The sequence below is a fragment of the Ralstonia psammae genome, assembly GCF_958405935.1.
GTDB classification, from domain to species: Bacteria; Pseudomonadota; Gammaproteobacteria; order Burkholderiales; family Burkholderiaceae; genus Ralstonia; species Ralstonia psammae.
This window is the reverse complement of record NZ_CATZBU010000003.1, coordinates 292,952-309,670: the sequence shown is the minus strand read 5'-3', so window position 1 is coordinate 309,670 and position 16,719 is coordinate 292,952. Positions and strand designations below refer to the sequence as shown.

15 protein-coding genes are annotated in these 16,719 nt (G+C 65.0%); 10 read left to right on the top strand and 5 right to left on the bottom strand.

What is annotated here, in order from left to right; all coding sequences use genetic code 11:
• Window positions 1-31: 31 nt before the first annotated feature.
• On the bottom strand, window positions 32-1,210 hold the full coding sequence (locus R2N16_RS08120; RefSeq protein ID WP_428984109.1) for an ATP-binding protein: 1,179 nt from the start codon (window positions 1,208-1,210) through the stop codon (window positions 32-34).
• Between the two features lie 200 nt (window positions 1,211-1,410).
• Between R2N16_RS08120 and R2N16_RS08115 the strand changes: the two genes are divergently transcribed.
• From R2N16_RS08115 to R2N16_RS08100, 4 genes are all read left to right on the top strand, one after another.
• Window positions 1,411-1,812 carry a DUF2946 domain-containing protein gene (locus tag R2N16_RS08115; protein ID WP_316665122.1) on the top strand — a complete coding sequence of 134 codons (402 nt, stop codon included), beginning with the start codon at window positions 1,411-1,413 and terminating at the stop codon, window positions 1,810-1,812.
• Window positions 1,813-1,896: 84 nt separating this feature from the next.
• Entirely contained in the window at window positions 1,897-4,209 is a 2,313-nt protein-coding gene (locus tag R2N16_RS08110; protein WP_316665121.1) for a TonB-dependent receptor, read from the top strand.
• Window positions 4,209-5,462, top strand: a complete 1,254-nt coding sequence (locus R2N16_RS08105; RefSeq protein ID WP_316665120.1) for a sialidase family protein — start codon at window positions 4,209-4,211, stop codon at window positions 5,460-5,462. Before R2N16_RS08110 ends, R2N16_RS08105 begins: the two co-directional genes overlap by 1 nt.
• Window positions 5,459-5,977, top strand: a complete 519-nt coding sequence (locus R2N16_RS08100) for a thioredoxin domain-containing protein (RefSeq protein ID WP_260772689.1) — start codon at window positions 5,459-5,461, stop codon at window positions 5,975-5,977. The genes R2N16_RS08105 and R2N16_RS08100 overlap by 4 nt, the downstream gene beginning before the upstream one ends.
• Before the next feature lie 250 nt (window positions 5,978-6,227).
• Here R2N16_RS08100 and R2N16_RS08095 read toward each other — a convergent pair whose 3' ends face one another.
• Together R2N16_RS08095 and R2N16_RS08090 are read right to left on the bottom strand one after the other, a co-directional pair.
• On the bottom strand, window positions 6,228-6,506 hold the full coding sequence (locus R2N16_RS08095; RefSeq protein WP_316665119.1) for a hypothetical protein: 279 nt from the start codon (window positions 6,504-6,506) through the stop codon (window positions 6,228-6,230).
• Between the two features lie 17 nt (window positions 6,507-6,523).
• On the bottom strand, window positions 6,524-7,282 hold the full coding sequence (locus R2N16_RS08090) for a sulfite exporter TauE/SafE family protein (protein ID WP_316665118.1): 759 nt from the start codon (window positions 7,280-7,282) through the stop codon (window positions 6,524-6,526).
• Between the two features lie 132 nt (window positions 7,283-7,414).
• Between R2N16_RS08090 and R2N16_RS08085 the strand changes: the two genes are divergently transcribed.
• From R2N16_RS08085 to R2N16_RS08075, 3 genes are all read left to right on the top strand, one after another.
• Window positions 7,415-8,299 (top strand): LysR family transcriptional regulator, encoded by an 885-nt coding sequence (locus R2N16_RS08085; protein WP_316665407.1) that lies wholly within the window; start codon window positions 7,415-7,417, stop codon window positions 8,297-8,299.
• Between the two features lie 145 nt (window positions 8,300-8,444).
• Window positions 8,445-8,966 carry a hypothetical protein gene (locus R2N16_RS08080; RefSeq protein ID WP_316665117.1) on the top strand — a complete coding sequence of 174 codons (522 nt, stop codon included), beginning with the start codon at window positions 8,445-8,447 and terminating at the stop codon, window positions 8,964-8,966.
• Window positions 8,967-9,117: 151 nt separating this feature from the next.
• Entirely contained in the window at window positions 9,118-10,815 is a 1,698-nt protein-coding gene (locus tag R2N16_RS08075; RefSeq protein WP_316665116.1) for an AMP-binding protein, read from the top strand.
• 78 nt (window positions 10,816-10,893) lie between these two features.
• Here the strand turns inward: R2N16_RS08075 and R2N16_RS08070 are convergent, their stop codons facing one another.
• Window positions 10,894-11,235, bottom strand: a complete 342-nt coding sequence (locus tag R2N16_RS08070; RefSeq protein WP_004627574.1) for a DUF1488 family protein — start codon at window positions 11,233-11,235, stop codon at window positions 10,894-10,896.
• Window positions 11,236-12,119: 884 nt separating this feature from the next.
• Between R2N16_RS08070 and R2N16_RS08065 the strand changes: the two genes are divergently transcribed.
• The 3 genes from R2N16_RS08065 (at window position 12,120) to R2N16_RS08055 (ending at window position 16,504) form a co-directional block, all read left to right on the top strand.
• Window positions 12,120-13,178 (top strand): serine hydrolase family protein, encoded by a 1,059-nt coding sequence (locus tag R2N16_RS08065; protein ID WP_316665115.1) that lies wholly within the window; start codon window positions 12,120-12,122, stop codon window positions 13,176-13,178.
• 133 nt (window positions 13,179-13,311) lie between these two features.
• Window positions 13,312-14,910, top strand: a complete 1,599-nt coding sequence (locus R2N16_RS08060; RefSeq protein WP_316665114.1) for a S53 family peptidase — start codon at window positions 13,312-13,314, stop codon at window positions 14,908-14,910.
• On the top strand, window positions 14,834-16,504 hold the full coding sequence (locus tag R2N16_RS08055) for a S10 family peptidase (RefSeq protein ID WP_316665113.1): 1,671 nt from the start codon (window positions 14,834-14,836) through the stop codon (window positions 16,502-16,504). The genes R2N16_RS08060 and R2N16_RS08055 overlap by 77 nt, the downstream gene beginning before the upstream one ends.
• A gap of 37 nt (window positions 16,505-16,541) precedes the next feature.
• Here the strand turns inward: R2N16_RS08055 and R2N16_RS08050 are convergent, their stop codons facing one another.
• Entirely contained in the window at window positions 16,542-16,673 is a 132-nt protein-coding gene (locus tag R2N16_RS08050) for a hypothetical protein (RefSeq protein WP_004627564.1), read from the bottom strand.
• Window positions 16,674-16,719 lie beyond the last annotated feature (46 nt).

Here is a 16,719-nt window from a genome sequence, read left to right as displayed (position 1 = left end):
TCGCGTAGTCGCCGCCAAGCGTGTCGTCAGCCTATTTTCCCAGGCGCGGCGGCACGGCATGCGCGCCCCGCGTCTCGCGAAACCACAGCGCCAGGCTTTCGTCTTCCAGCGCGTAGGCGCCGCGTGACTCCTTCCAGATCAGGTTCTTGTCGCGCAGCGCGTCAAGCGCGGCTTGCACCGTGGCGGTGGAAAACTCGCTGTGGCCAAGCTTTGCCGCATAGGCTTTCATCGAGTCTTCCGAGAATGGCGAATAGCCTTGCCCGCGCTCGATCAGCACCGCCAGAACGGCACGCTGGATTTCCGTCAGCGCGCTGTAGTCGCTTTCGATCTCGCCCCAGATGCGGTCGCGAATACCCTGCGCGCCACGCTTGAGCATCTCGCCCAGGCTGGCGGCTTCGCCCAGCTCCAGGGCGATCTCGCTGACGATGCCCTTGAGCATCTCCGGCCGGTGCCCGACCAGCTGGAACGCGGCAAACATGTCGTCTTCCTTGAACTGGTTGTTCGGCGCCAGGTGCTGGTTGACCCATGCCGTGTACGCCGACACATACGGCCGCCCCAGCAGCGGGAAGTTGGTCACGCGCGAGCCGAAAAACGGCTGCGTGCGATTGAGCAGTAGGTTGGCGAGCTTGTCGCGGTTCGACCCCGTAAAGACGAGGAAGAGGCGAGGTTCGTCCACGCCCTGGTTCATCTGGTCCCGCGCGGCCTTGAGCGCGAACATGGCGTTGGTTCCTGCGTCGGTGGACAGCGCGTGCTGCGCCTCGTCGATGATCAGCACGACAGGCCGCTGCACCGCCTTGTAGAGCACATCCAGCGCGTCGGCCAGCGTGATGCCCGGCGGCAACCCGATCTTGCCGAGGTTGAAGGTGAAGGTGCGCAGCACGTCGACCTTCTCCATGCCCGCCTGCTTGGCCAGCTTGGCAATCGGCCCATCGAACTGGGCAAGCTTGGATTTGATGGCGTCGGCGATCAGCAAGCCGGGGTCGCGGGCGCGATCGGCCCACAAATCCACGTAGATGGCGATCCACTTGCGGCGCTCGACCTCCGGCACCAGATCTTCGCGCAGGAACGTGCTTTTGCCGGTGCGCCGGGGCGCCGCCAGGAACAGGCCGGAGCGCGCGTCGGCCAAACCCTTGCCTTCCAGGCTGTCGCACAGCGTGTTGGCGAGATCCTGGCGGTGGAAGTTGAAGCGGCCGGTGTCACCGGAGTCGATTCGGGAATCCATGGAAAGCCCCTGTTTTAGACTTGATTATGGAAATTGGTATAAATTATAGTTGATCCAATAATTAAGGCTAATTCCGATCGAATTGCCAGTCGATTTCAGCCGATTTGCCATCGCGCGGCACTGTGCCGCAGGCAATTGGGGGAACTGTGTGCAGCGCTATACTCCACACATTCTGACGTTGCTCATCCATGCTCCATCGCCGCTGGCTCTTCCTCGTCTGGCTCGCGATCGTACTGAACGTACTGTCGCCGGTGCTCGCTTCCGCACGCGCGGCGGCCACGGGTACGCTTGCCGTCGAGCTGTGCAGCGCAACGGCACCGCATGGCAGCACCGTTCAGATTGCCATCGATCTGCAAGGCGATGGCTCCGCCGACGATTCGGCCGCCCACCACAGCGTGGCGCACTGTCTGTACTGCCCCGGGTTTGCTGCCGGGCTGGCGTTGGCTTCGTTGCCGGCGCTGGATGTTCCTTCCGCTCATTTCGTCTATCGCGTGCGGCAGCCGGCCAGCCCGGCGCCGGTGTACGCGCGCAGTGCGCTGCGCGTGGCCGAGTCGCGCGCGCCTCCTGCGTCTCCGTTGTTGTCGATCTGACGCGCCTGCGGGGATGAACCCCGTGGCGCCTTTGCGTCTGGCCCTGCTTGCGGCCAGCGCCATCGCAATCCGGAGACCTTTCCGATGTCATTCCACAAGCGCACTGGGGCCGCTGCCCCTAAGCGCACGCTGGTGTGCCGTGCTGCGCTCGCGCTGAGCGCGGCGGCACCGCTGTCTGCTTTCGCTGCCGACGAGGCGGCACCCGTGCCTGTCACGCAGGAACTAGCGCCCACCGTCGTGCGGGCCAACGCCAACCCTGCGCCGTTCGCCCGCAATACGCCGGCGGTCGTGCAGAGCGTCACGGCCGACCAACTGGCCGACCGCAACGTCGTCACCACCGAAGACGCGGTCAAATACCAGCCCAACGTGATGGTGCGCCGCCGCTTCGTTGGCGACCGCAACTCCATCTTCGCCGGCCGCGATTTCAACGAGATTCAAAGTGCGCGGGGCCTGCTGTATGCCGACGGCATCCTGCTCTCGAACTTGCTTGGCTCCAGCTACAGCTACCCGCCGCGCTGGTCGATGGTCGGGCCGGATGACCTGGCGCGCGTGGACATTTTGTACGGGCCGTTTTCGGCGCTGCTGCCGGGTAACTCGATGGGCACGACCATCGCGATGACTTTGCGCCGCCCCGAAAAATTCGAGGCCGCCGCGCAGACGCAGGTGATGAGCCAGCATTACAACGATGCATACGGCTTCTCGCGCAACGTCACCGGCAACCACGAAAGCGCGTCGCTGGGCGACCGCATCGGCAAGTTCTGGTATGCGCTGTCGGTCGACCGGCTGGAAAACGACAGCCAGCCGATGCAATACGCCACGCCCAACTCCAGGTTCACGGCTGGCGGCACGCCGGTGCCGGTCACAGGCGCGCGGCAGGATCTTGGCCCCAACGGCCAGCCACGCGTGATTCTCGGGCCGCAGATGCTCGAGCGCACGCAGCAGCTGCAAGAGACCCTGCGATTCGGCTACGTGTTCAGCGACAGCCTGGAAGCATCGCTCACGCTGGGCCATTGGGAGAACCATTTCAACGACCAGGCGCTCAGCTTCCTGCGCGATGCCGCGGGCAACGTCGTCACGGGCGGCAATGTGCTGATCAACGGCACGCCGTACACAATTGCTCCGAACACCTTCGCCCCACAAAACGGCGACCAGGAAAACTGGCTCTACGGCCTGGGCGTGAAGGGCAAGATCGGTGACTGGAAGATCGACGCCAACGCATCGGCCTACAACGTTTCGCGCGACATTCTGCGCGCGTCGAACACAGCGGCCGGCAATGGGCCCGGCACGGTGTTCTACGGCGACGGCACCGGCTGGTCCAACTTCGACATCAAGGCGACGTCGCCCACGGTGTCCGGCCATACCTTCACGACCGGCTACCACTACGACCAATACCACCTGCGCAACCAGACCTTCAACGCGACGAACTGGTCGACGGAAACGCTGTCCACGTTGAAATCCAGCTACCAGGGCGACACGCAAACGCAGGCCGTCTTCCTGCAGGACGCGTGGGCGTTTGCGCCGCGCTGGCTGGCAACGCTGGGCCTGCGCTATGAAAGCTGGCGCGCCTACAACGGCCAGCTCGGCAACGGCACGAGCACGTTGGGCTACGCCAGCCGTACCGAAGACGCTTTTTCGCCCAAGGCAGCTATTCAATGGCAGGCGACGCAAGACACGCTGCTGCGCTTGTCGTACGGCCGTGCGGTGCGCTTTCCGACGGTGGCGGAGCTGTTCCAGGGCACGATCAGCGGCAACACGATCGTCAACAACGACCCGAATCTCAAGCCTGAACGCGCCAATGATTTCGACTTCACCGTCGAGCAGGCCGTGGCCTACGGCGTGCTGCGTACCAGCCTGTTCCAGAGCGACGTGCGCGACAGCATCTACACGCAGACCAACATCACCGTCACGCCCAACGTGACGAACGTGCAGAACGTCGATCGCGTGCGCACGCGCGGCATCGAACTGGCGTATTCGGGGCAGGACGTTCTGCAGGATGCGGGTGTGCGCGGCGTGGACATTGAGGCCAACGTCGCCTTCACGCAATCGAAGACGCTGGCCGACGCTGCCAACCCAACCTACGTCGACAAGACCTGGCCGCGCATGCCGCGCGTGCGCGCCAATCTCTTTGCGAGTTGGCATGCCACGCCCGACTGGACGGTGGGCGCAGGCGTGCGCTATTCGGGCCGCCAATACGGCACGCTTGACAACACCGATGTGCTGCCGAACGTCTACGGTGGCACCAGCAGCTTCTTCACCGTGGACCTCAAGGCCAGCTACCGCATCGATAAGCACATCACGCTGGCGCTGGGCGTCGACAACCTGACCGACCGACGGTATTTCGTGTACCACCCGTATCCGTCGCGCACCTTCTATGGACAACTGAAATGGCGTCTGTAATGCAGTCGATTCCTCGATTCCTTGCCGGTGCGCTGCTGGCTCTTGCGGCAGCGGTGGCGCTCGCGCACGAAGGCCATGACCACGGCGCCATGGCAGCCAAGCCGGCCGCCAAACCGCAGCTCGCCACGACGGCCGCGTTCGACAAGGCAGGGCGCCTGTGGGTGACGTGGGCAGAAGGACAGCACGTGGTGGTCGCCTCGTCCGACGATCTCGGCAAGACGCTGTCCGCGCCGCAGCGCGTGAACCCGCAACCCGAGCCGATCTACACCGACGGCGAGAACCGTCCGAAAGTCATCGCCAGCCCGGACGGTGCGCTGTATGTAAGCTGGTCGCGCCCGCTTGACGCGCCGTATACGGGCTTCGTGCGTTTCTCGCGCTCGCTCGACGGTGGCAAGACATGGAGCGTGCCGGTCACCGTCCACCACGATCGCCAGCCAATCACGCACCGCTTCGATTCGATTGCCGTCGACAGCGCCGGCCGCATCTTCGTCACGTGGATCGACAAGCGCGATCTGCAGCGCGCGCAGGCAGCCAAGCAGCCGTACGACGGCGCAGCGGTGTATTACACCGTTTCGACCGACCGCGGCGCCACCTTCGCACCCGAGCGCAAGGTCATCGACCAGACCTGCGAATGCTGCCGCATTGCGCTGGCGCCCGATGTCGAGGGCCACATGCTCGCGCTGTGGCGCAACGTGTTTGCCGGGCAGATTCGCGACCACGCATTGGCGACATTACCGATCGATAACACGCCGCTTGCCGTCACGCGCGCGACGTTCTCGGAATGGCGCGTTGATGCCTGTCCGCACCATGGCCCCGCGTTGGTCGTTACGGCGGATGGCGTGCGGCACATGGCGTGGTTCTCTGTGCAGCAGGACAAGCCTGGCCTGTTCTACAGCCGGCTCTCGGCCGACGGCAAGCCGATCGGCGGCGCATGGTCCTTTGCCGGTTCGGCACAAGCTGGTGCGCAGGCATCGCACCCCGCGCTGCTCGCCGCGGACGGCGCGCTGTGGCTGGTCTGGAAACAGTTTGCCGACGACCGCATGCAGATCCTGCTGCGCAAATCCACCGACGGTGGCGCGCACTGGACAGCGCCGGCCAGCGTGGCAAACACCGATGGCGGAAGCGATCACCCGCAACTGCTCGCGCGCGATGGCCGTGTCTACCTGTCGTGGCGCACGCAGGCCGAGGGCTACCGGCTGATTGATATCGGCAATGTCGCTCCGTCCAATCCATCATTGGAGGCATCGGAATGAAGATTCGATGGAAATCGTTTGCGGTGGGCGTGGCGCTATCCACCGCCGCCTTTACCGCCACCTTCGCCGCGCAGGCCGCAGGCGCGTTGCAGTTCCAGCCGCTGCATGCGCGCGATGTGCCTGCGCTGCTGCAGACGCCGCACGCGCGCCCGCTCATCGTCGAAATCTGGTCATTGGAATGCAGCTACTGCCGCGAAAACATCGCCCGTATCGCGCAATGGCGGCGTAGCGCCAAGCAAGATGTGGATGTGGTGATGGTGTCGATGGACGGGCCCGACCAGGCCGAGATGCTGAACCGCGCGCTGGCGCCGCTGGTCCGCGACAGGAAGGTCGGCATTGCGCGTGTGCCGCAATATGCCAATGCCGAAGACATGCCGGAGCGCTTGCGCGCCGCGCTCGACCCTGGCTGGCAGGGCGAGATGCCGCGCACGATCATCCTGCGCCCGGACGGCAAGCGCCATGCATCGAGCGGGTTGCTGACACCGCAGGCACTGGACACAGCGCTCAGGGATTAATCAGAAAATGACGCGGACCCCCCTCGTTGTTGGGGTATGGCGGGGGGCGTGCACTTTTTATAATGGCCTCGCTTTGTGAATTCCGGCGCATTGCTCGTTCACAAAGCACACCCGACCATCTTTCGTCGTCAAAGGCTGAAGATGTTAAGCCCGCCCGCCCCCCGGCCCGCGGGCTTTTTCTTTGCCCGGTCGGTACTGGATTTGTACTGCACGGGTCTGTGCTGCGGCGGGGGCGGATGATAGCGCGCCCTCAGCGCGTTGTCGCCTGCGAAGAAGTGGGGTATGTCGCGGAGCGTTGCTCGGCGTCATTGGATGCCGCACCCAGGCCCACCGCCACGGCGGCCAACAAGACGGCAGCGCCACGCGCGATGTAGAACACAGCTTGCGCCCCCGCCATTTCTGGCTCGGCAGATGCGGTTTGAGCCAGGTGGGCGTGCGAGGCACTGCGTGCAACGCGGTGGGGTCGCGGATCGCGATAGGCGCGCGGCGCGGGGGTGCGGTGTGTCGGATGAGGCTGCATGTGCGACATGGCGGTTCTCCTCATACTCAAACGTGCGACCAGGCGCGCCAGAACAGCAGCGCCGTCATCGAAAAGCCGAAGGTGGAAATCAACGCCCGCACAACCGGCACCGGCAAACGCTTGCCTACATGCGCGCCCAGATAGCCGCCCAGCGCGGCAGCCACCAGCATGACCAGCGTCTGCGGCCACCACACCATCCTTGCCAGCGCAAAGCAGGCCACGGCCACGAGGTTGGTGGCGCCCACCAGTAGCGTGCGCGAGGCGTTCAATGCTTTGATGTCGTCGTGGCCGAACAGTGCCCAGACCGCCATCATCATGATTCCCACCGCGCCGCCAAAGTAGCCGCCATAGACGGCCAGCGCACCTTGCGCGATCAGCAGTGTTGTCCGCCCGATCTGCACGCGCTGGCGTAGCCACACACCCGCCCATTTGCCGAAGGTAAACGCCAGCGAGCCGGTCAACAGCAGCCACGGCACGATGAAATCGAACGCGCGAGACGACGTGTTCATCAACAGCAGCGCGCCGAGCAGCCCACCCACCAGGCTGATCCCCACCATGGCGCGCATCGAAACCTGCCCGAACCCGCGATAGTCCGCGCGATACGCCCATGCCGAGGTGGCCGCGCCGGGCAGCAGCGCTACCGTGCTCGACGCATTGGCAAACACCGACGGCACACCCGCGAACATGAGCGCGGGCAGGGTGACGAACGAGCCGCCGCCGGCCAGCGCATTCATCATGCCGGCGAGCAGGCCCGCGCCAAAAAGCAGCAGCGTGGCGGATTCCATTGGGGGCGAAGTTGGGGAGGCTTGGTTTGGAAGTTGCCTCAGTTTCGGGCACTGGCGGCCACGCTGCAATCTGCGATACATTGACCCAGCCTCAGCCTGATACTGAGGCTCATGCCAATTTTGAGATGGATCGTGCGCTTCGACCTGACTGACCTCCGACTCTTCCTCCTGACCGCCGAGGCCGGCAGCATCACTGCCGGCGCAGAGCGTGCGCACCTGACGTTGGCGTCGGCCAGCGCGCGCATCCGCGGCATGGAAGACACACTGGGGGTGCCGCTGCTCACGCGCAACCGTCGAGGTGTGGAAACGACCGCTGCCGGCCGCACGCTGGTCCACCACGCGCGCGTGGTGCTGCAGCAGATGGATCGCATGCGCGGTGAGTTGGGCGAATACGCGCGTGGGCTCAAAGGCTACGTGCGGCTGCTTTCCAATACGGCCGCCATGACCGAGTTCTTGCCGGAAACGCTCAGCGCTTTCCTGGCCGCGCATCCTGAAGTTGACGTCGATCTGGAAGAGCTGGTCAGCCATGAGATTGTTGAAGCGATTGCGCAGGGGCGGGCAGACATCGGCATCGTCAACGACGCGGTCGACTTGTCGGGGTTGGAGACCTTTCCGTTCCGTCACGACCGCCTCGTGCTGGTGACCGCGCGCGACCACCCCCTGGCCGAGCGCCGCGAACTGGCCTTCGTTCAAACCTTGCAGGAAGATTTTGTCGGCCTGACGGGCGACAACGCGTTGCAGGCCTATCTGGCGGGGCATGCCGCGCGCGCCGGCCATCGGCTCAAATACCGCGTTCGGCTGCGCAGCTTCGACGCCGTGTGCCGCATGGTGGAACGCAACGTGGGCGTGGGCGTCATTCCCGAGCACGCGGCAATCCGGCTGCAGCGCTCCATGGGCATCCGCCGTGTACGCCTGACCGACCCCTGGGCGACGCGCCTGCTGCGGATCTGCGTGCGCCATTTCGATGATTTGCCCGTCTTTGCACGCCAGTTGATCGAGCATTTGCGCGAGGCCTGAACGCGGTGCGCGTCCGTCGTTTGGCGGAGAGATGCTGTTTGAACTCGCGTGGGTGAAAACCCGTCGGTACACTGCAAACAGTTGCGGGCTGCACAGCGCTACAGACGCGCGGCGCCGCACCAACCTTCCGCTCATGGAGCACATCATGGCGTCTGCCGGTGTTCCCCCTGGTGTTCCCCCGATCGGCCTGCTGCACGCCGCGCGTGCGCTGCGCATCTATCGGCGCCACGAGATCAATGCGCTGGCGTGGATCGCGCTGGGCGTGTGCCTGCGCAGCCCAGCGCCCATGGCGGCCATCAGCGTGGCGTTGCTCATGGTGTGCGCATGGTCGCTCACGCGGCACATCCAATATCTCAAGCCCCTGTATGAACTGCCGGTGTTCAGCCGCCTGCTGACACACACCGGCATGGCGTTCGCGGCCATCAATGCGGCGCTGCTGGCGGTGGAGCTGGCCACGGGTGCCGGACGCGGCGCATGGTTCGATGCCGACGGCTGGCTGGCGCCCGCGTGGCCGCAGATCCTGCCTGACATGGCCGGCACGATTGAGCTGATGCTGGTCAGTGCCCAGTGGGTCGTCGTGCTGGGTGTCGTGGTTGCCGCAACGGCCTGGGCGTGGCTGAGCCTGGGTGGCGGCCGCTCGCTGCGTTTTCCGCCACGCTCGCAATGAGCGCATGGCTCGGGAGAATCCGGGCTGGTCTGGCGGAGGAATTCCTCCTATAAGTGGCGATGTCGGTTGCAGGTGCGTTTCCGTAGCGCCCGGACGAGGCGCGTGCAGTTGGGGCGTGCGTAACACGCTCCGAACCCCCCAGGAGACAGGCATGACATCGCTGGACGCTTTCCTGCGGTGCCGCGACTTTCTGCTCGCGCACCGAGAGGATTACGACACCGCCGTGCGCGATTTTGTGTGGCCCAGCTTGGACCGCTTCAACTGGGCGCTCGATTATTTCGACACCATGGCGCGCCGCAACGACGGCATCGCCCTGTGGGTGGTCGACGATCAGGGCAACGAGACACGGCTGTCGTTCGCGCAGATGGCCGAGCGCTCGGCGCGCGTGGCCAACCATCTGTGGGCGCTTGGCGTGCAGCGCGGTGATCGCATCCTGCTCATGCTCGGTAACGTGCCCGGGCTCTGGGATGTGATGCTCGCCAGTATCAAGATCGGCGCGGTCATCATCCCGGCCACGACACTGCTCACGGCCGAAGACCTGCGCGAACGCATTGCCATGGGCGAGGTGAGCCACGTGGTGGTGGGCGGGGCGGATTGCGCCAAGCTCGACGCCGTATCGGGCACATTCACACGCATCGCAGTCGGTGCGGACAAGGCGCCGGCCGGATGGCACCGCTTTGAAGACGCCTACGATGCATCCGCCGAATTCACGCCCGACGCACCGACGCAGGCGAGCGATCCGTTGCTGCTGTATTTCACTTCCGGTACCACGTCCAAACCCAAGCTCGTGATGCATACGCATGCGAGCTATCCGGTCGGGCATCTGTCCACGCTGTACTGGATCGGTCTGCGACCGGGGGATGTGCACTGGAACATCAGTTCGCCCGGCTGGGCCAAGCACGCATGGAGTTGCTTCTTTGCGCCATGGAATGCGGGTGCCACCGTCTTCATCTACAACTACGCGCGCTTCGAGCCCAAGGCGGCGCTCGACGTGCTCTGCCGCGCCAAGGTGACGACACTGTGCGCGCCGCCCACCGTGTGGCGCATGCTGATCCAGGAAGACCTGGCCGCATGGAAGCCCGCGCTGCGCGAACTCGTGGGCGCCGGCGAGCCCCTCAACCCCGAGGTGATCGAACGTGTGCGCGCTGCCTGGGGCATCATCATCCGCGACGGCTACGGCCAGACCGAAACCACCTGCCAGATCGGCAACAGCCCCGGGCAGCCGGTCAAGGCGGGATCGATGGGCCGGCCGCTGCCGGGCTACCGCATCACGCTGCGCGACCCCGATGGCCGCGAGGCCGAAGAGGGCGAGATCTGCATCGAATTGAGTTCACGGCCGACAGGCCTGATGGAGGGCTATGCCGGCAACGCCGACAAAACGGCCGAGGCCATGCGCGGTGGCGTGTACCACACCTCCGATATTGCCGCGCGCGATGCCAGCGGCTACCTGACTTACGTTGGCCGCGCCGATGACGTGTTCAAGGCATCGGATTACCGTGTCAGCCCGTTCGAGCTGGAGAGCGTGCTGATCGAACACCCGGCCATCGCCGAGGCCGCCGTTGTGCCGAGCCCCGACCCGTTGCGCCTGGCGGTGCCAAAGGCTTTCCTGGTGCTGCGTGCGGGGCACGAAGCTGGGCCGGAACTGGCGCGCGACATCCTCCAGTTTTGCCGCAGCCGACTGGCTTCCTACAAGCGCGTGCGCCGCATCGAATTTGCCGATCTGCCTAAAACCATCTCGGGCAAGATCCGGCGCGTCGAACTGCGCATGCGTGAAGCCGCGCGCAGCGAAAGCGCCGCGGGCGTGCGCAACCTGCAGGAATATTGGGACGAGGATTTCCCGGCCGATTGACCCGCGTGCTGTGCCTCGGCACCCATGGAGCGTGCGCCCCCCCGACCGCACGCTCCACTGCGCCAGCGCTGGCTGATATCAGCGCGACGAGCGGGGGACCAGGCGCAGTTGACGCGCGCGATCCAGGTCGTAGGCCGGCACGCCACCGTGCGGCAGCGACGCGCGTGAAGCGGCCAGGTCGCGGCCGCGCACGATGACCGGCGCGAGCGAGCCAGCGCGGATCAGGTCCGATGCAGCCAGCTCGATCCAGTCACGGTAATTGCGATAGACCTCTTCAGCCGTGATCTTCTGATGCGCGCAATCGCAGAGCGACAGCGCTTCGGACGTGACGAAGCAACTCACGACCTTGCCGTCGACGATGGCTTGGAAGAACAGGTCCCCTACGGACCTGAAGGTCTTGCCGGTGAATGAAATGTTCATGATGCTCCCCCCAATTGATCGGGCGCGCCGATTGAGCGGCGTGCCCCACATGCCGCTTTCGCGGCGCAGTGATCACATGCAGGAGCGTGGTTTCCGAATGGAGGGATGATGCTCCAGATGTTGAATCCATCCGGATGCGATTGACCCAGTGAAGCGGGTCGGACTATCCCTCGGTGCCGTTATACGGTCTGTCAAATCGGTAGTTGACTGCGGGTTCGCTCTCGCGCTGCGACCTTCCCCGTACAAATTCCGTTATGTTTTTATGGTTACCACAAGCGGTGCAGCAGCCCGACACCTACGGTGATCGAGATGGCCAACAGCCAGAGCAAAACAGTGGAGACGCGCGTCGCTGGAAGACGTGTTTGAAAAAGGCGCCGACGCGTAGGAATCACCTGCCAATTGGCAGAGTGACGTTCCCACCCCAGGCGAGCCGTCAAGCTCGCTGTTCCCCGTTTCATTGTTCCCATGGACTGCTCCCGTACGCGCGCACTGCGTATTTAGTTTTATTTAATTCTGCTTTTCTTCGATTGCATTCTAGGACACTCTACGCAGACCGCTACCGCCCCTTGGCATGATTCTTATCGTCCATTTGGTTCATAAACGGGAGGTTTAGGACATATTGGGGGGTCAAATATGAAGCAATTTTCATCACTTACCGAGACGATTAATCCATGCGCAAACGCTTTCGTTTGAAACGCATGCCCGTCGCGCCTCGCAACCTGCCTGCAAGGTGTCGCAGATACAGTCGTGCGCGTTTTGTGGCCGGCATGTTGCAAGCTTGCAAAATAACAGGCGCCCCAGCGTAAGACAGCGAAATGCCACGCACGCTGCGGTACAGTGCCGCCGGGTTGGCAAAGGCATCAGAGAATCAGCAGGACATTGACATGACGCAAGCAAGACGCGCCCGGAATATCAGGGCGCTCCTGGGGTTTGGGCGAAGAGGGCGTGCCGCTTTGGCGGTAACGGCGGCCTTGGCGGCGACGGCCGTCGCGCACGCTGCGGCGCCAAGCCTGGCAACGCGCCGCGCGGCCGTGGAATCCACGCTGGCGCATGCCGGCAGTTGCCAGCGTCTGGGCGATTACTACTGGGAAATCGGAGATGCCCATGGCGAGCTGATGCACGGGCAGCAGGGCCAACGCATCGGCGCGAACAAGACGGTGCGGCTGGCTTCGGCATCCAAATGGGTGTTTGGTGCCTACGTGGTCGAACGTGCGCAAGGCAAGCCCACCCCTGCCGAAATCGACGCACTCACCATGCGCTCCGGCTACGACGGGCTCAATCCGTTGCTGTGCAATCGCAAGGACACCGTGCAAAGCTGCTTTGGGCGCGGTCGCAACGCCACCTTCACGCCGGGCCACGTGGGCCGTTTCAGCTACAACGGCGGCCATGATCAGAAGCTGTTGATCGATCTCGGTTTGGGCCACGCCGATGCCGAAGCGCTCAACAGCGAACTCGACCACCAGCTTGCCAATCCACCCGGCGCACGCGACGCCGGTCAGCCACTCGGCATTCGTTACCTCGCACCCGAGCCGGCCGGCGGAATGATCGCCACGCCGGCTGCTTACGGCCAGTTCTTGCGTCGCCTCATCCGCGGCGAATACCAGCTCGGCAAGATGCTCGGCCAGCATGCCGTTTGCACCGAGCCCGGCACATGCCCGACGGCCGTCAGCACGCCGGCCGCGCTGCCGTGGCATTACGGGCTCAACTATTGGATCGAGGATCAACCCGGCGGCGACGGCGCGTTCAGCTCGGCCGGCGCGTTCGGCTTCTATCCGTGGATCACCGCTGACAAGCGTTACTACGGCATCCTCGTACGCGAGACCCTGGGCCCACGCGCCTATGTGCGCAGCGCCGCATGCGGCGCACTGATCCGCCGTGCCTTTGCCGAGGGCAAGCCGCAGCATCCTGCCGAAGGCGCCGGCAGCGCCGATTTCGCCGACTGACGAACCCCGTAGATCAAGCGGGCAAGCCATCGCCTAACGTGTTTGGAGGTGGCGCCGCATTCTGACCTGCGCCCTCGGCACCCTCGGCACGCCGGTTGCGACCCACGGGCCACCTACCAGATGGAGATGGCCCATGGTCCGGCACCCCCTGCGCGGCAGCGAGCGCACCATTCCTGAAGACGCACGCATCCTGGGCGATGCGCACCCTGCAGAGCAGATCCGGGCGCTCGTGCAATTGCGCCGCCCGAATGAAGCTGAACTCGACGCGCGCCTGTCCGGATTTGCTCACGCGCATGCCGCAGCAACCGCACCGCCCACGCCGCTGACCCGCGAAGAGTGGGCCGCCCAGTTTGGTGCTGCCGCGGACGACATCGAGGCCGTCCGCAGCTTTGCACGCGAACACAGCCTGCAAGTGATCGAAGTCAACGTGGCTGCCGGCACCATCACGCTCGAGGGCTCCGTCGAACACTTCTGCGAGGCATTCGATACGCACCTGCACCGCGTGGCCCGTGGCGATTGCGAATACCGCGGGCGTTCCGGCCCGCTGCGGCTGCCGGAGTCCTTGCAGGGCGTGGTTGTCGCCGTGCTCGGGCTCGACTCGCGCCCGCAGGCGGAGCCGCATTTCCGCTTCGTGCCGCAGCCCACAGGGTCGACTGAGCCGGGCGGCATCCGGCCCGCGCGTGCGGCTCCCACGGCGTCATACACGCCGGTGCAGCTCGCGCAGCTCTACGGCTTTCCGCAGGGCGACGGCGCGGGTCAGTGCATTGCGTTGATCGAACTCGGGGGCGGCTATCAGGAAGACGATCTGCGTGCGTACTTCCAGGAGCTGGGCGTGCCGATGCCGACCGTGACAGCCGTGCCGGTCGGGCAGGGTGCCAACCGCCCCACGGGTGATCCGAACGGGCCCGACGGTGAAGTCATGCTCGATCTGGAAGTGGCGGGCGCTGCGGCGCCGGGTGCCACGCTGGCCGTGTATTTCACCGTCAATACCGATGCCGGTTTCGTGCAGGCCATCAACGCGGCCATCCATGACACCAAGCTGCGGCCTTTGGTGGTGTCCATCAGTTGGGGCGCCCCCGAAAGCGCCTGGACGCCACAGGCCATGCAGGCCGTCAATGCCGCGCTGCAGAGCGCCGCGGCGATGGGCGTGACGGTGTGTGCCGCGTCGGGCGACAGCGGCTCCAGTGACGGCCAGCCCGATCGCGCGGATCACGTCGACTTTCCCGCCTCCAGCCCGTACGCGCTGGCATGCGGCGGCACCAGCGTGCGCGCGAGCGGAAACCGCATCGCAGAAGAAACCGTCTGGAACGATGGCGCGCGGGGCGGTGCGGGCGGCGGCGGGGTGAGTACCGTCTTCGCGTTGCCGAGCTGGCAGCAAGGCCTGGCCGCGCAGCAGACCCGGGGCGCGAGTGTGCCGCTGGCGCGGCGCGGTGTGCCCGATGTATCGGCCGATGCCGACCCGCTGACCGGCTACGTCGTCCGCGTGGATGGCGAGAGCGGCGTCGTGGGCGGCACCAGCGCCGCGGCGCCGCTGTGGGCGGCGCTCATCGCGCGCATCAACGCCATCAAGGGCCGGCCGGCGGGTTATCTGCATGCGCGGCTGTATCAGAACCCCGGCGCCTTCAACGACATCAAGCAGGGCAACAACGGCACCTATGCCGCCGCACCCGGTTGGGATGCCTGCACCGGCCTGGGCAGCCCCAAGGGCGACGCGATCGCGAACCTTCTCTAGCAGCGAGGCACGCATGACCACCACCGACCAGCCGTTCTTCGACCCCACCGCTTACGGCAACGGCCCCGACGACAGCGTGACCGACACGAGCGAGGGTATGGCCATCACGCACCACACCGTGCGCATTGGCGGACGCAACATCGCCTACACCGCACATGCCGGCCACCTCGTCACGGTCGACCCGAGCAGCTCGCAGCCGGTGGCCAAGATGTTCCACGTGGCCTTTGTGGCCGATACACCGGAAGGCGGCGCGCAGGCACGGCCGGTAACGTTCTTCTATAACGGCGGGCCGGGGTCTTCGGCGGTGTTTGTGCTGCTCGGGTCGTTTGCGCCGCGCCGCATCGTGACGTCGATGCCGTCGTTCACGCCGCCCGCGCCGTATCGCATGGAGGACAACCCCGACAGCCTGCTCGACCGGTCCGATCTCGTTTTCATCAACCCGGTGGGCACCGGCTATTCGACGGCCATCGCGCCCAAGCGCAATCTCGATTTCTGGGGCGTCGATCAGGACGCTCGGAGCATCGCGCAGTTCATCAAGCGGTGGCTAACCGCCAATGATCGATGGAATTCGCCCAAGTTTCTGTTTGGCGAGTCTTACGGTACGGCGCGTTCGTGCGTGCTCTCGTATGTGCTGCATGAAGATGGCGTGGACTTGAACGGCATCACGCTGCAGTCGTCCATCCTCGACTACACGCAGGCGGGCAACCCGGTTGGGCTGTTGCCGACGTGTGCCGCAGATGCGTGGTTCCACAAGCGGGCAACTTCACCCAAAGGCGGCCCGCTGCCCGCAGACGTGGGCGACTTTGCCGAAGCCGCCGCCGTATTTGCGAGCACCGATTACGAAAATGCGCTCGCCAAACCCGCGCATGTTGCTCCGGCCGTGCTGAAAACGTTGTCGGCTTACACCGGCATCGATGCGGCTACGCTGCAAGGCTGGCGGCTGGATGTGGGGGCGTCTGACGGCGCGGGCACGTCGCTGTTCCTGACCACGCTCCTGGCCGACAAGGGCTTGTCGCTGGGCGCGTACGACGGCCGCGTCACGGGCGTCCACACGGGCATTGCGGCCAGCGTTGATCCGAACTCCGGCGGCAACGACCCGACCATGACGGCGGTGTCCGGCGTGTACACGGCCATGTGGAACACCTACCTGAACGACGATCTGAAGTTCACCTCCAATTCCGCCTTCACAGACTTGAACGACCAGGCCTTCCGCCACTGGGATTTCCGCCACACCGACCCGACCGGCGCGCAGAAGGGGCTCGATGCCAACGGCAACATCGCGCTCTACACCGCCGGCGACCTGGCCGCCACCATGAGCCTGAACGTGGATTTGAAAGTCTTCTCCGCCAACGGCTACTACGACTTCGTCACGCCGTTCTACCAGACCATGCTGGACCTGAAGGCAATGCCGTTGCTGGACGCGGATGTGCGCAAGAATCTTTCGGCGGGGTTCTATCCGTCGGGGCACATGGTGTACCTGGACGGCGGTTCGCGCACGGCATTGAAGGCCGACCTGGCGCGCCTTTACGACGCCACCACGACCGACCACCAGGCCGTCGCGCGCATCCGCATGCTACAGGCGCGCAAGGCCTGAGCGGCGGGCATGCCGGCCCAGCCGCGCAGTTCGCGGATCAATAGCCGCGGTAGTACGGGTGGTAGTAATGCGGGCGGTCGTAATAGCCGCCTGCCGGCACCACCACGCACGCGCTCAGCGCAGAGGTAGCGGCAGCAGCCAGGATGAGCAGGGCGATGGTGCGTTTCATGATGAGGCTCCGTGGTTATCGTTGGACTTGGCCTCACTGTATGGAA

Excerpts from the sequence above, each read along its gene's own strand:
- R2N16_RS08115 (WP_316665122.1), top strand. The coding sequence starts at position 1,411 with ATGCTCCATCGCCGCTGGCTCTTCCTCGTCTGGCTCGCGATCGTACTG.
- R2N16_RS08110 (WP_316665121.1), top strand. The coding sequence starts at position 1,897 with ATGTCATTCCACAAGCGCACTGGGGCCGCTGCCCCTAAGCGCACGCTG.
- R2N16_RS08105 (WP_316665120.1), top strand. The coding sequence starts at position 4,209 with ATGCAGTCGATTCCTCGATTCCTTGCCGGTGCGCTGCTGGCTCTTGCG.
- R2N16_RS08100 (WP_260772689.1), top strand. The coding sequence starts at position 5,459 with ATGAAGATTCGATGGAAATCGTTTGCGGTGGGCGTGGCGCTATCCACC.
- R2N16_RS08095 (WP_316665119.1), bottom strand. The coding sequence starts at position 6,506 with ATGTCGCACATGCAGCCTCATCCGACACACCGCACCCCCGCGCCGCGC.
- R2N16_RS08090 (WP_316665118.1), bottom strand. The coding sequence starts at position 7,282 with ATGGAATCCGCCACGCTGCTGCTTTTTGGCGCGGGCCTGCTCGCCGGC.
- R2N16_RS08080 (WP_316665117.1), top strand. The coding sequence starts at position 8,445 with ATGGCGTCTGCCGGTGTTCCCCCTGGTGTTCCCCCGATCGGCCTGCTG.
- R2N16_RS08075 (WP_316665116.1), top strand. The coding sequence starts at position 9,118 with ATGACATCGCTGGACGCTTTCCTGCGGTGCCGCGACTTTCTGCTCGCG.
- R2N16_RS08070 (WP_004627574.1), bottom strand. The coding sequence starts at position 11,235 with ATGAACATTTCATTCACCGGCAAGACCTTCAGGTCCGTAGGGGACCTG.
- R2N16_RS08065 (WP_316665115.1), top strand. The coding sequence starts at position 12,120 with ATGACGCAAGCAAGACGCGCCCGGAATATCAGGGCGCTCCTGGGGTTT.
- R2N16_RS08060 (WP_316665114.1), top strand. The coding sequence starts at position 13,312 with ATGGTCCGGCACCCCCTGCGCGGCAGCGAGCGCACCATTCCTGAAGAC.
- R2N16_RS08055 (WP_316665113.1), top strand. The coding sequence starts at position 14,834 with ATGCCGCCGCACCCGGTTGGGATGCCTGCACCGGCCTGGGCAGCCCCA.
- R2N16_RS08050 (WP_004627564.1), bottom strand. The coding sequence starts at position 16,673 with ATGAAACGCACCATCGCCCTGCTCATCCTGGCTGCTGCCGCTACCTCT.